Origin of the sequence: Pseudomonas fluorescens (assembly GCF_030344995.1) — a bacterium.
Lineage (GTDB): Bacteria > Pseudomonadota > Gammaproteobacteria > Pseudomonadales > Pseudomonadaceae > Aquipseudomonas > Aquipseudomonas fluorescens_BF.
Window position 1 is genome coordinate 5,322,863 of the sequence record NZ_CP128260.1, and the last position, 14,180, is coordinate 5,337,042.

11 protein-coding genes are annotated in these 14,180 nt (G+C 61.0%); 9 read left to right on the forward strand and 2 right to left on the reverse strand.

Annotated features, from left to right (window positions below; translation table 11 throughout):
- The first annotated feature begins 356 nt into the window (after positions 1-356).
- Both QR290_RS23820 and QR290_RS23825 read left to right on the forward strand, forming a co-directional pair.
- Complete coding sequence (locus QR290_RS23820; RefSeq protein ID WP_011335784.1) at positions 357-932, forward strand: PadR family transcriptional regulator; 576 nt, start codon at positions 357-359, stop codon at positions 930-932.
- Positions 929-1,714, forward strand: a complete 786-nt coding sequence (locus QR290_RS23825; protein WP_115079086.1) for a siderophore-interacting protein — start codon at positions 929-931, stop codon at positions 1,712-1,714. The genes QR290_RS23820 and QR290_RS23825 overlap by 4 nt, the downstream gene beginning before the upstream one ends.
- Positions 1,715-1,731: 17 nt before the next feature.
- Here QR290_RS23825 and QR290_RS23830 read toward each other — a convergent pair whose 3' ends face one another.
- Both QR290_RS23830 and QR290_RS23835 read right to left on the reverse strand, forming a co-directional pair.
- Positions 1,732-2,370, reverse strand: a complete 639-nt coding sequence (locus QR290_RS23830; protein ID WP_289203746.1) for a Pr6Pr family membrane protein — start codon at positions 2,368-2,370, stop codon at positions 1,732-1,734.
- Between the two features lies 1 nt (position 2,371).
- Complete coding sequence (locus QR290_RS23835) at positions 2,372-2,602, reverse strand: VF530 family DNA-binding protein (protein WP_007956650.1); 231 nt, start codon at positions 2,600-2,602, stop codon at positions 2,372-2,374.
- Positions 2,603-2,903: 301 nt separating this feature from the next.
- On the opposite strand from QR290_RS23835, the gene QR290_RS23840 reads away from it, so the two are divergent.
- The 7 genes from QR290_RS23840 to lon all read left to right on the forward strand — a co-directional run bounded on the left by QR290_RS23840 (position 2,904) and on the right by lon (position 14,072).
- Positions 2,904-4,265, forward strand: a complete 1,362-nt coding sequence (locus QR290_RS23840) for a carbohydrate porin (protein ID WP_289203747.1) — start codon at positions 2,904-2,906, stop codon at positions 4,263-4,265.
- Between the two features lie 136 nt (positions 4,266-4,401).
- Positions 4,402-6,813, forward strand: a complete 2,412-nt coding sequence (locus QR290_RS23845) for a glucose/quinate/shikimate family membrane-bound PQQ-dependent dehydrogenase (RefSeq protein WP_289203748.1) — start codon at positions 4,402-4,404, stop codon at positions 6,811-6,813.
- A 323-nt stretch (positions 6,814-7,136) separates the two neighbouring features.
- The gene (locus QR290_RS23850; RefSeq protein WP_289205326.1) at positions 7,137-8,210 is read left to right on the forward strand and encodes a hydroxymethylglutaryl-CoA reductase; all 1,074 of its coding nucleotides are present in this window, start codon (positions 7,137-7,139) and stop codon (positions 8,208-8,210) included.
- Positions 8,211-8,249: 39 nt separating this feature from the next.
- Positions 8,250-9,269 (forward strand): mevalonate kinase family protein, encoded by a 1,020-nt coding sequence (locus QR290_RS23855; RefSeq protein WP_289203749.1) that lies wholly within the window; start codon positions 8,250-8,252, stop codon positions 9,267-9,269.
- On the forward strand, positions 9,266-10,267 hold the full coding sequence (gene mvaD / locus QR290_RS23860) for a diphosphomevalonate decarboxylase (RefSeq protein ID WP_289203750.1): 1,002 nt from the start codon (positions 9,266-9,268) through the stop codon (positions 10,265-10,267). The genes QR290_RS23855 and mvaD overlap by 4 nt, the downstream gene beginning before the upstream one ends.
- A 320-nt stretch (positions 10,268-10,587) precedes the next feature.
- The gene (locus QR290_RS23865; RefSeq protein WP_289203751.1) at positions 10,588-10,956 is read left to right on the forward strand and encodes a DUF6124 family protein; all 369 of its coding nucleotides are present in this window, start codon (positions 10,588-10,590) and stop codon (positions 10,954-10,956) included.
- Positions 10,957-11,648: 692 nt separating this feature from the next.
- On the forward strand, positions 11,649-14,072 hold the full coding sequence (lon, locus tag QR290_RS23870; protein WP_289203752.1) for an endopeptidase La: 2,424 nt from the start codon (positions 11,649-11,651) through the stop codon (positions 14,070-14,072).
- The last annotated feature ends 108 nt before the right edge of the window (positions 14,073-14,180 follow it).

Below are 14,180 nucleotides of genomic sequence, written 5' to 3' on the forward strand. Positions count from 1 at the left end.
AGTTCAACACCCTTGCAGTTCGAAAGAAAAAACATCAAAAATCACAAATTCAAAAAAGTGACTGTAAGCAACATCTTACCTACAGTTTAAAGTAAAAAACATTACAGCACTTTCACCGCCAGCCAGTAGCACTTTCCTGAAGTTTTAGAATATAAGCTCAATTATTAATAGAGTGATAGCTTTAACTTCATGGTTATTTCTGCTTGACCGGTCTTTTTGGCAATAACTCATTTGAAACCCCCTCCTCACGCTCCTCGACCGCTCGTCAGCGGCCATTCTCTTTCGGAAAAAAAGACCTTGCCCGGCGGTAAAGATATATCTTAAGTTGTATCTAAATACGACGAGAGACGACTGAAATGAGAGACCATCATTCCCCCCACCGTGACCACGGCGACAGCCGTGACGGCTTCGAAAAACGCCACGGTCGCGAGCGCGGCGGTCGCGGCCCGCGAGTATTCGCCCCGGGCGATCTGAAATTGCTGCTGCTGGCGCTGATCGCCGAGCAGCCGTGCCACGGCTATGACCTGATCCGCCAGATCGAAACCATGTTCGACGGCGCCTACAGCCCCAGCCCCGGCGTGATCTACCCGACCCTGACATTCCTCGAAGAGAGCGAAATGATCACCGGCGATGCCGAGGGCGGCAAAAAGCGCTACGCGGTGACCGATGCCGGCCGCCAATCCCTCAGCGAACAGGCGGTGGCGCTGGATGGCGTGCGCATGCGCATCGACGTCAGCAAGCGCTCGCTGCGCGGTCACGACCGGCCGCCCGAAATCCATGAAGCTGTACACAATCTGCGTCACGCCCTGCAGATGCATCACGGGCGCTGGAGCCCGGAGGAAATCCTGCGGGTGCGCGACCTGCTCAACGACACCGCCAAAGCCATCGTCGACGGCCCCGCCGTTCAATCTGCCCCGGAGAAAGCCGAATGACTGAAGTCCAGACCCAAGGCATCCACCGTGTGATGCACGAAATCAAACGCCGTCGACTGGAAGTTTTGCGGGTGGTCGACCTGACCCCGCGCATGCGCCGCATCACCCTGGGCGGGCCGGAACTGGCCGGGTTCATCAGCCTCGGTACCGACGATCACGTCAAACTGCTGTTCCCGCAGAACGCCGAACAGACCGCAGCACTGGAAACCCTGGTGCTCGGCGGCGGCAAGAGCGATGTGGCGATGCCCGAAATGCGCGACTACACCCCGCGTCGTTACGACCTCGACAAGCTTGAGCTGGACATCGACTTCGTCCTGCACGGCGACGGCCCTGCCTCGACCTGGGCCGAACAGGCCAAACCGGGGCAGTTCCTGCACATCGGCGGCCCGCGCGGTTCGATGATCGTGCCGGACATCTTCGACAGCTACCTGCTGATCGGCGATGAAACCGCCCTGCCCGCCATCGCCCGCCGCCTCGAAGGCCTGGCGGCCAATCGCAAGGCGCTGGTGGTGATCGAGGTGGAAAACGGCAAGGAGCAGCAAACCCTGGAAAGCGCGGCGCAGGTCAATGTGATCTGGGTGTTGCGTGAGGGCGGCAGGGACAACCTGCTGACGACCGTCAAACAACTGCAGGTGCCCAAGGGCAATCTGTATGCGTGGGTGGCGACGGAAACCAAAGTCTCGCGGCAGATCCGCCGGGTGCTGCTCGATGAGCACGGGCTGGATGAGCAGTTCGTCAAGGCCGTCGGCTACTGGCGCGCCGAAGGCTCCGAAGAGGAGTGAAACGAGCGGCGGCGCTGTTAAAGGCGCCGCCCCTTCCAGCGATCAATCCCGATCACCAGCAACGCAATCAGCACAAACCCCAGCAGAATCCCCCCGGCATTGACGAACACCTGTGGATAACCCAGCAGTGCCACGTCAATGAACGGATAGGCGTAAGCCCCCAGCAGATGCCCGCGCAACAGCGCATAGGCGAAATACACCAGCGGATAGATCAGCCACAGCGGCAGATGCTTCAGACGCAAAGTGCCCTTCGGCACACACAGCCACCAATACGCCAGAAACAGCAGCGGCATCAAGTCGTGGAGCAATTCGTCAGCGATAAACTGCCAGCCCTGCGGATGCCACAAATGCCGCAGCAAAATGCTGTAGGCCAGGCCGACCACGGTAATGCTCACGACAATCCCGCTGCTGACCCACGGTTGCAGAAACCAGCGGCGTGCAGCGGATTCGCGATCGGTCACCGCGCAGGTCAGCACCACCGCCACCAATGTATTGGTAAGCACCGTGAAGTAACTGAAGAAGCTCACCAGCCCGCCCAGCAGGCTGGCACCGACGCTCAGGCGCGCGAAGAAAATCAGGTACAGCTGAATCCCCAGCCCGGCCCAGCCCAGCACCGCGGCCGAAGTGATCAGGCGTCGCCGCAGCACGGCGTTCATCTCAGAGCGGACGCTTGGTGCGCATCAGCTTCACGTACAGGCGCTCGACCTTTTCCCGCGCCCATGGCGTCTTGCGCAAAAAGGTCAGGCTCGACTTGATGGTCGGATCGCTCTTGAAGCAACGGATGTCGATGCGCTCGGCCAGGCCCGACCATTCGTAGTGGGTTACCAGTGCATTGAGGATTTGTTCGAGGGTCACGCCGTGCAGCGGATCGGGATTGTGGTCGTTCATGCCGGGCCTTTGGGCGAAGTGAAAATGCAGAAGCCGCGCACCTTAGCCGAGGGCATGGGCGGGTGGAAGGCCTTGGGTTAAATGTAGGCCAACCGGAGAAGATCGCAGCCTGCGCCAACGCCCGCAATGCGCTGTATTGCCGCACTGTTACCGAATCCGAAAGGGTTCATGTCTGCAAAAGCACTTTGTGTTTTTGTAACAGGACATTATCCTGCCGCCCTTCTGCTGAATCGCTTCACTGCCTGCGTCAAATCGTAGCGGCCAGCTTATCCCCCAAAAAAGATCAAGAAAGACCCTATTCATGCCCGATTTTCCGTTCTCCCGAGACAGCGCTATCTCAACCCTGCGCCTGATCGGCGGCTGCACCGCCCTTGGCCTCGCCACCTGCACCCAGGCCGCCCCGGCCTTCGACAGTGAATCACCGTGGATGCTCGGTGACTGGAACGGCACCCGCAGCGAACTCGCGGCAAAAGGTATCGACTTCAAGCTCAACTACACCGGCGAAATGGGCAGCAACCTGCACGGCGGCTACGACCACGACCGCACCGCGCGCTACAGCGACCAATGGGGTCTCGGCACGCATCTGGACCTGCAAAAACTGCTGGGCTGGAACGACGCCGAATTTCAGCTGACCGTGACCAAGCGCAGCGGCAACAACATCAGCAACGACCGCATCAACGACCCGCGCGTCGGTGGTTTCACTTCCGCCCAGGAAGTCTGGGGCCGTGGCCAGACCACCCGCCTGACGCAGATGTGGTACCAGCAGAAATTCTTCGATCAGAAGCTCGACATCAAGGTCGGCCGCTTTGGCGAAGGCGAAGACTTCAACACATTCCCGTGCGACTTCCAGAACCTGGCGTTCTGCGGCTCGCAGGTCGGTAACTGGGTCGGCGGCATCTGGTACAACTGGCCGGTCAGCCAATGGGCAATGCGCGTCAAATATCACCTGACGCCAGAGCTGTACGCGCAAGTCGGCGCCTATGAGCAGAACCCGTCGAACCTCGATCGCGGCAACGGCTTCAAACTCAGCGGCAGCGGCACCCAGGGCGCGATCCTGCCGATCGAACTGGTGTGGATGCCGAAACTCAACGGCCTGCCGGGCGAGTACCGCGCCGGTTACTACTACAGCAACGCCAAGGCCACCGACGCGTATAAAGACAGCAACGGCCAGCCGGCCGCCCTGAGCGGCGAAGCCTATCGCAGCGCTTCGAGCAAACACGGCGTGTGGCTCGGCGTGCAGCAGCAGATCACCAGCGTCGCCAGCGACAACTCCCGGGGCTTGAGCGTGTTCGCCAACGGCACGATGCACGACAAGAAGACCAACGCCATCGACAACTACGTCCAGGCCGGCGTGGTCTACAAAGGTCTGTTCGACGCCCGCGCCAAGGACGACATCGGTTTCGCTCTGGCCCGCGTCCACGTCAACCCGGCCTACCGCAAGAACGCTGAAGCGACCAACCAGGCCCGCGCCGTCTACGACTACGACGATCCGTCCTTCCTGCCACCGCAGGACACCGAATACAGCGCCGAGCTTTATTACGGCGTGCACGTCACCAACTGGCTGACCGTGCGCCCGAACCTGCAATACATCCGCCATCCGGGCGGTGTGGACAAGGTCGATGACGCGCTGATCGGCGGGATCAAGATCCAGTCGTCGTTCTGACCCGATGCAGGCCGCTCAGGCCTGCAGATGAAATTCGATAGCTAGACAAGTTTTTATCTGAACCATGCCCGCGCCCGATCGTCATCTACAGTGACTACAGCGCGGGACTACTTGAAACGTCACGGAGAACCACACTATGAGCACCGAAAGTGCTTCGAGTCGAGGCCGTCTGCTTCCGAGCCTGCTCGGCATTCTGCTTCTACTGATGGGCCTGGCCATGTTGGCCGGGGGAATCAAGCTGAGCACGCTCGGCGGCTCGCTGTACTACCTGCTGGCCGGTATCGGCATCACGCTGACCGGCATTCTGATGCTGATGCGCCGTCGCGCAGCATTGGGCCTGTACGCCATCGTGCTGTTCGCCAGCACCGTCTGGGCGCTGTGGGAAGTCGGCCTGGACTGGTGGCAACTGGTGCCACGTCTGGCGCTGTGGTTTGTCGTCGGTTTCGTGATGCTGCTGCCGTGGTTCCGTCGTCCGCTGTTGCTCGCAGGCCCTGCGCCGATGGGCACCGGCGGCCTGACCGTGGCCGTGATTCTGGCCGGCGTCACTGCTCTGGCCAGCCTGTTTACCCACCCGGGCGAAACCTTCGGCGAACTGGGTCGCGACACTGCCGACACCACCAGCACCGCGCCAGCAATGCCCGATGGCGACTGGCAGGCCTACGGCCGCACCGAATTCGGTGACCGCTACTCGCCACTGAAGCAGATCACCCCGGCCAACGTCGGCAAGCTGCAAGAAGCCTGGCGCATCCAGACCGGCGACCTGCCGACTGCCGATGACCCGGTCGAGCTGACCAACGAAAACACTCCGCTGAAAGCCAACGGCATGCTTTACGCCTGCACCGCCCACAGCAAAGTGTTGGCGCTGGACCCGGACACCGGCAAGGAACTGTGGCGCTTCGACCCGCAGATCAAGAGCCCGGTCGGCTTCAAGGGCTTCGCCCACATGACCTGCCGTGGCGTGTCGTACTACGACGAAGCCGCTTACGCCAAGTCTGAAAACGCTGCGTCCGCCGTCATCTCCGAGGCCGGCAAAGCTGTCGCCCAGGCCTGTCTGCGTCGCCTGTATCTGCCGACCGCCGATGCCCGCCTGATCGCACTGAACGCCGACACCGGCAAGATCTGCGAAGGCTTCGGCAACAAAGGCGTGGTCGACCTGACTCAAGGCATCGGCCCGTTCACCGCCGGTGGCTACTACTCGACTTCGCCTGCCGCCATCACCCGTGATCTGGTGATCATGGGCGGTCACGTCACCGACAACGAATCGACCAACGAGCCATCGGGCGTGATCCGCGCCTTCGACGTGCGCGACGGCCACCTCGTATGGAACTGGGACAGCGACAAGCCAGACGCCACCGAGCCTTTGGCGCCGGGCGAAACCTACAGCCGCAACTCGGCCAACATGTGGTCGCTGGCCAGCGTCGATGAAAAACTCGGCATGGTTTACCTGCCACTGGGCAACCAGACTCCAGACCAGTGGGGCGCCGATCGCACCCCGGGCGCCGAGAAATTCAGCGCCGGCGTAGTAGCCCTGGACCTGGGCACCGGTAAAGTGCGTTGGAACTACCAGTTCACCCACCATGACCTGTGGGACATGGACGTCGGCAGCCAGCCAACCCTGCTGGACATGAAAACCGCCGACGGCATCAAGCCTGCGCTGATCGCCCCGACCAAACAGGGCAGCCTGTACGTCCTCGACCGTCGTGACGGCACGCCGATCATCCCGATCCAGGAAATCCCGGTTCCGCAAGGCGCCGTGAAAGGCGACCACACCGCCCCGACCCAGGCCCGTTCGGACCTGAACCTGCTGGCCCCGGAACTGACCGAAAAAGCCATGTGGGGCGCCAGCCCGTTCGACCAGATGCTGTGCCGCATCCAGTTCAAGGAACTGCGCTACGAAGGCCAATACACGCCTCCGTCGGAACAGGGCAGCCTGATCTATCCGGGTAACGTCGGCGTGTTCAACTGGGGCGGTGTTTCTGTCGACCCGGTTCGCCAGATGCTGTTCACCAGCCCGAACTACATGGCCTTCGTCTCGAAAATGGTGCCACGCGAGAAAGTCGCCGCCGGCAGCAAACGCGAGAGCGAAACCGCTGGCGTGCAACCGAACACCGGCGCGCCATACGCGGTGATCATGCACCCGTTCATGTCGCCACTGGGCGTACCGTGCCAGGCCCCGGCCTGGGGCTACGTCGCCGGTATCGACCTGACCACCGGCAAAGTCGTCTGGAAACGCAAAAACGGCACCAGCCGCGACAGCTCGCCAATCCCGATCGGCTTCACCCTGGGCGTGCCAAGCATGGGCGGCTCGATCGTTACTGCTGGCGGCGTCGGCTTCCTCAGCGGCACCCTCGACCAGTACCTGCGCGCCTACGACGTGAACACCGGCAAAGAACTGTGGAAATCGCGTCTGCCTGCCGGCGGCCAAGCGACCCCGATGACCTACACCGGCAAGGACGGCAAGCAATACGTCCTGCTCGTTGTCGGTGGTCACGGCTCGCTGGGCACCAAGATGGGTGACTATGTGATTGCGTACAAACTGCCGGAATAAGCTTTAACGGTGGTTAAGAGAAAGGCGATGCCCTGTGAGGGGTGTCGCCTTTTTTTGTGGGCACTAATCGCCAATCGATATAAAAGACTGTCAACTTTGACAGGCGCTGTTTTGTTCATTTGCTCCGATCATCAACCTGTACAGCGGTTGAACCACGGAGCCTGCGATGTCTGACCCCCACCACTTTGGCAACCACTGGATCGAGGCTCTGGTCAGGGGGGAGATACGATTTCATCAGCTGCCCGACTCCATGGCCAACGATGAAGCGGCCCTGATTCGCCGCGAAGCGCTGCAACGCATCAGCGGGGGCATCACTGCGCAGCATTGGCGAATACTCCCACGATCCTCGGCCGGCCCATTGCGAGAACCGGATCGGTTCCATCCAGATTCCGCTGGGCGTCGCCGGCCCGTTGCTCGTCAAGGGCCAGGCCATCACTGCCCAGGAGCCGGTCTACGTTCCCATGGCCACTACCGAAGGTGCTCTGGTCGCCAGTACCTCCCGTGGATGCCGGGCATTGCACGCTGCCGGCGGCGCCGTGGTTCGGGTCGAAGAGGTGGGCATAACCCGTGCGCCAGTATTTCGCTCCAGCGGCATCGAGCAGACACAGACCTTTCTGGGCTGGATCCGCGAGCACTTTGCGCAGATCCGGCAACTCTGCGAACAGGACAGTCACCACCTGAAGTTGCAGGACATCGTGCCCGCCGTCGTCGGCACCTCGATCTATCTGCGCTTTCGTTTCCACACCGCCGATGCCATGGGCATGAACATGGCAACCATTGCCTGCGACCGGGTCATCCGCCAATTGATAAGCCCCGAGACAGGCGTCCCCTGCATCAGCATTTCGGGCAATTACTGCACCGATAAAAAGCCTGCGATGGTCAACTTCATCAACGGACGCGGCTATCAAATCCACGCCGAAGTCCGTCTGAGTAAAGACATACTGCGCGACATTCTGAAAACCGATGCCAAAGCACTTTGCGAGCTGCAGTACCGGAAGAATCTGTTGGGTTCAATCATGGCCGCAGCCATCGGTGGCAATGCTCATCACGCCAACCTGATCACTGCAGTCTTCATCGCAACCGGTCAGGACGTCGCTCAAGTGGCGGAAAGTGCCACGGGCATCACCTGTATCGAAGCCTGTGACCATGACGCCGTTTACGCGTCGATCATGATGCCCGACGTACCGCTGGGAACGGTCGGCGGCGGCACCGGATTGTGCACTCAGCGCGAAGCCCTGGCCTTGATGGGTATCGTCCCGGGCAGCAAAAAGCCCGGTGTCGATACCCGGCGGCTGGCGGAAATACTCGGTGCACTGGTACTTGCCGGCGAGCTGTCGATCATGGCTGCCCAGGCCTCGCACCAACTGGTTTCGGCCCATCAGCGGCTGGGGCGTTGAACCATGATCCATGCCAGAGCCCCCGGCAAAGTCATCCTGATGGGTGAACACGCCGCGCTGCATGGATGTCCGGCAATCGCCTGTGCCGTGGGGCTTTACTGCAACGTGTGGATATCCCCGCACGAGCATCGACAGATCGACGTGCAACTGCCCGATCTTTCGTTCCAGCACAGCTATGCCCCCGAGCAGTTGGCGGACTACGTCAGCCATGTTCGTCTGGCCTGGGAGCATTATCGGCGCGTCCCGAATGCCTGGAGTTATGCGCAACTCCACGCCGGCGCCCCCGACCACCTGATCAAATGCGCCATCGGTGAAATCCTGCTCCGACTCGCGCCGCAAGACTGGCAAGGCTTTAGCCTGCGGGTGCAATCGCAGATTCCGACCGGCGCCGGTTTCGGCAGCTCCGGCGCACTGGCCGTCACGCTGATGGCGGCACTGTCGCAGTTATTCAGACTGACAGAAACCGATTACCCACTCGAACAATTGGCCCTGTCGGTAGAACGCTATCAGCACGGCGAGCCTTCGGGCATCGACCACAACACCAGCCTGCGGGGCTCGGTTGTCGAGGGCCGGCGCGACGCGAAAGGTGTCTTCAGTCTACGCACATTGATGCCCCCTCCCCTGAATCTGCCACCCTGCAACTTGCGAATCTTCAACACCGGTACCGCGCGCGAAAGCACCGGCCAGGTCATCGCTGCCACCCGATACCGGCTCGAAGGCGCTGAAAATACCCTGCTCGCCAGCATGAGGCGTAACACCGAGCGCTTCGGTTTGCTGTTGCAGCAATCGCGACCGATGCCCGAAACACTTCGTGCGGTGATACGCGATTACCAGGCCGATCTGGAAAAACTGGGCGCTGTCCCTGCAGCCGTCGCCCGGTTGACTCGCGCGATAGAAAACGCGGGAGGGGCAGCAAAAATCTGCGGCGCAGGAGCCCTGACCGGTGACCAGGCCGGTGCGTTGCTGGTGATGGGAGCAGAGGACGTGCCGGCGCTTACGCGATACCAGCGAATCGACGCACCTTTCGCGGTCGCAGGCCTTGAGATCGAAACCTCATGAACCGCACCAGCGTCTCGTCCCCCGCCAACATCGCGCTGATCAAGTATTGGGGCATGCGCGACGCGCAGAACACTTTGCCCAACAACGCTTCGCTGTCCATGACCCTGAGCCGCTGCGTCAGTATCTGCACGCTGGCGCCATTACCCGGTGGCTCGGCCGATGAGTTTCTGTGGAAAAACAGGCACGGCGAACTGGTACCGGCCGACCCGACCTTGCGAGCCGGGATCGAACATCATCTGCCAGCCTTGCGCGAACATTTTGACTATTGGCAACCGTTACGGATCGCCACCACCAACACCTTCCCGACCGGTGCCGGAATCGCCTCTTCGGCGGCCGGTTTCAGCGCCCTGGCAGCGGCGTTTGTCGTGCATTGCGGGCAATCGCTGAGCTATCCAGCCCTGAGCGATCTGGCACGCCTGTCCGGCTCCGGTTCGGCGGCGCGTTCGGTATCGGGCGGTTTCGTCCAGTGGCCCGGCAATGCGCAACAACTCTCGGGGCCGGCCCTGCAAATCGCCCCGGCGCAGCACTGGCCGCTGCACGACCTGATTGCCGTCGTCGATGCCCGGCACAAAACCGTCAGTTCGCGCCAGGGTCACCTGCTAGCCAACAGCAGCGAGTTTTATCCGACCCGCCTGAAGCTGCTGCCTGAGCGTCTGGAACAAGCGCGCCGCGCCATTCTCGAACGCGACTTCACCCGACTGGCCGACGCGGTAGAACGCGAAGCCATCGAACTGCACCTGATTGCCATGACTTCACAGCCACCGATTTTCTATTGGAAGCCGGCAACGCTTGCGATCCTGGAACGCGTCCGCCAACTGCGCAGCGAAGGAATGGACGTGTGCGCCACCATCGACGCAGGCCCCAACGTGCATGTGCTATGCACGGCGCAACACGGGCCAAAGGTGTTCAGCGCACTGCGCAAGTTGCCGGACATCCAGCACTGGATATTCGATCAGATCGGCGACGGGCCCAAACGATTGGAGCAACATCTGTTTTAAGCGTCCTACAGATACGGCGTTTTGCGGGGATGTTTCCGACATGTCGCGTCGGTTGTCCCTAGGAAACGGGGTGGATAGGCTTTGGGGGTCGCTGAAACATTCAGCGAACGGGCGTCGCGGCCCGATAACTGATGCATAATCGCCAACCTCACGGCACCTCGGTGTCTGTTGTTTGTTTCATGGCGGCTGTGCGCGGGATACCTTCTTTGGAGGTATGCCGATTCCTCAGTTATCGGTCCGCGAACCCGCGTACAGCTGCCACCTCAGATTGCGTCGCGGCAATCGAAGGCAGCTCCAATTTCACCAACTGAGTATTCACCATGAAAAAACCAACACCCAATCCCCCCGAATCAAACGACACCTCGCCCTACGAATCTGCCGATTCAAAGAAACTCCACGACGCCGCCGAACGCGCGCTTGATCATCACTTCAATCCGATTCCGAAAAAATGCCCTGGCCGTCGACCTAGCCAGATGTTCCAGATATCGCCGGACATGGACGACGAAAGCCTGCTGGCCCATGCCTGTGAGTCTTTGGCCACAGCCAGTGTCATGGCCAGTGATGTAGCGGCTTTTGTCGATACGCCGCACCGGCATCGGATCCTGGGGATTCAGCAAGTGATCATGCTGGCGGAACTGGCGGTGAATCGAGTGCTGGATAATGTCGAGGTCAGTCGTTATCCGGCGTAAATGCTGATGAGGTCTCTGCGGGAGAAAGGCTTGTGGTGGGTCAGTCAGGACGCTGCCCTCACCCTAGCCCTCCCGAAACGTCGGACCGCCCGGAGGGAGAGGGGACTGACCGCGTTATCCGGGAGAGGGACGCCGACGTGAGATACCGAGTCGCACTCAAGTTTTAAAGCTCCCAGCCACTCCCTCTTCCTCGCACCACCACCTTCCCCCTGCTCTTCCCTGCTCCTCTCCAATCAACACGATGAGCGTTAGCTCGAGTAAAGCTTTTGACGTGCCGGCCCCATCGGAAGGCTGAGTGGAGGGATTTATCCGGGGGTGGGAGCGCAGCGACCGTTTGGCGAAGCCAAACACATCGAGAGGAGGTGCAGCGAAGCAAACCGTAGGCGATGCCCCCCGGATGAATCCCGGAGCGAAGGAACCCCGAGCCCCAGCGAGGGGCCGAACGCCGGGGCCCAGACCTTTGGTTCCTTTGGGGCGTTTGCCAAAGGGACTCGCCGTAAGGGCGAAACCGCCAGCCGCAGCACCGGAAAAAACGGATATTCACCCGAAACCCAGGAGCATGGTCGGCCCAGAGGCCGCCAAGCCCAAAACCCTGTCAAAACCCTGAACACACAAGCAGAAACATCCACCCCCATTGAAACCACCAAAACCCTGCCCCATCTAAGACCCATACCCCATTGCGCAGGTGCCCCATGAGCGACCAGCAAGAATTCCCCGAGAACCCCGACGACATCACCGAAACCGACGCCGAACACATCGAACACCACGTCCCCGGCAAAGGCCTCGCCCTGCCCGGCCAGAACCTGCCGGACAAGGTCTACATCATCCCGATCCACAACCGCCCGTTCTTCCCGGCCCAGGTCCTGCCGGTCATCGTCAACGAAGAACCCTGGGCCGAAACCCTCGAACTGGTCAGCAAATCCGAACACCACTCCCTGGCCCTGTTCTTCATGGACACCCCCCAGGAAGACCCGCGCCACTTCGACACCAAGGCACTGCCGCAATACGGCACCCTGGTGAAGGTGCACCACGCCAGCCGCGAAAACGGCAAACTGCAATTCGTCGCCCAGGGCCTGAGCCGTGTGCGCATCAAGACCTGGCTCAAGCACCATCGCCCGCCGTATCTCGTTGAGGTCGAATACCCGCACCAGCCCACCGAGCCGACCGACGAGGTCAAGGCCTACGGCATGGCGCTGATCAACGCGATCAAGGAACTGCTGCCGCTCAACCCGCTGTACAGCGAAGAGCTGAAGAACTACCTCAACCGCTTCAGCCCCAACGATCCGTCGCCACTGACCGACTTCGCCGCCGCCCTGACCTCCGCCACCGGCCCCGAGCTGCAGGAAGTGCTCGACTGCGTGCCGATGCTCAAGCGCATGGAAAAAGTCCTGCCGATGCTGCGCAAGGAAGTCGAAGTCGCGCGCCTGCAAAAAGAAATCTCCGCCGAAGTGAACCGCAAGATTGGCGAGCATCAGCGCGAGTTCTTCCTTAAAGAACAGCTCAAGGTCATCCAGCAGGAACTCGGCCTGACCAAAGACGACCGCAGCGCCGACCTCGAACAGTTCGAGCAGCGTCTGGAAGGCAAAGTACTGCCGACGCAGGTGCAGAAGCGCCTCGAAGAAGAGATGAACAAGCTGTCGATCCTCGAAACCGGATCGCCGGAGTACGCGGTCACCCGCAACTACCTCGACTGGGCGACCTCGGTGCCGTGGGGCGTGTACGGCGAGGACAAACTCGACCTCAAGCACGCACGCAAGGTGCTCGACAAACACCACGCCGGCCTCGACGACATCAAGGACCGGATCCTCGAATTCCTTGCGGTCGGTGCCTACAAAGGCGAGATCAGCGGTTCCATCGTGCTGCTGGTCGGTCCGCCGGGCGTGGGCAAGACCAGCGTCGGCAAGTCCATCGCCGAATCCCTCGGCCGGCCGTTCTACCGCTTCAGCCTCGGCGGCATGCGCGACGAGGCCGAGATCAAGGGCCATCGCCGCACCTACATCGGTGCGCAGCCGGGCAAACTCGTGCAGGCGTTGAAAGACGTCGAAGTGATGAACCCGGTGATCATGCTCGACGAGATCGACAAGATGGGCCAGAGCTACCAGGGCGACCCGGCTTCGGCGCTGCTGGAAACGCTGGATCCGGAACAGAACGTCGAATTCCTCGACCACTATCTGGACCTGCGGATGGACCTGTCGAAAGTCCTGTTCGTCTGCACCGCCAACACCCTGGATTCGATTCCCGGCCCGTTGCTGGACCGGATGGAAGTGATTCGCCTGTCCGGCTACATCACCGAAGAAAAAGTCGCCATCGCCAAGCGTCACCTGTGGCCGAAACTGCTGGAAAAGGCCGGCGTGTTCAAGGGCAGCCTGAGCATCAGCGACAGCGCCCTCAAAGCCCTGATCGACGGTTACGCCCGTGAAGCCGGCGTGCGCCAGCTTGAAAAACAGATGGGCAAACTGGTGCGCAAAGCGGTGATGAAGTTGATCGACGATCCGAAAGCGGTGATCAAGATCGGCCCGAAAGATCTGGAAGCGTCCCTCGGCCATCCGGTGTTCCGCAACGAACAGGTTCTGTCCGGCACCGGTGTTATCACCGGCCTGGCGTGGACCAGTATGGGCGGCGCGACACTGCCGATCGAGGCCACGCGGATTCACACGTTCAATCGTGGTTTCAAACTCACCGGCCAACTGGGCGATGTGATGAAGGAGTCGGCGGAGATCGCCTACAGCTACGTCAGTTCGCACCTCAAATCCTTCGGTGGCGATCCGAAGTTCTTCGATGAGGCTTTCGTCCACCTGCACGTACCGGAAGGCGCAACACCGAAAGACGGCCCTAGCGCCGGCGTGACCATGGCCAGCGCCCTGCTCTCGCTCGCCCGTAATCAGGCGCCGAAAAAAGGCGTGGCGATGACTGGCGAGCTGACGCTGACCGGGCATGTGCTGCCGATTGGTGGGGTGCGCGAGAAGGTGATTGCGGCGCGGCGGCAGAAGATTTTCGAACTGATTTTGCCGGAGGCGAATCGTGGCAACTTTGAGGAACTGCCGGATTACTTGAAGGAAGGCATTACGGTGCATTTCGCCAAGAAATTTGCGGATGTGGCGAAGGTACTTTTCTGATTTCGTCCTGAGCTATCGAGGGGGGCTGGCATCGCTACCCCTCACCCCAGCCCTCTCCCCGAGGGAGAGGGAGCCGACCGAGTTGTCTTTTGAGGTACATCGACCTGA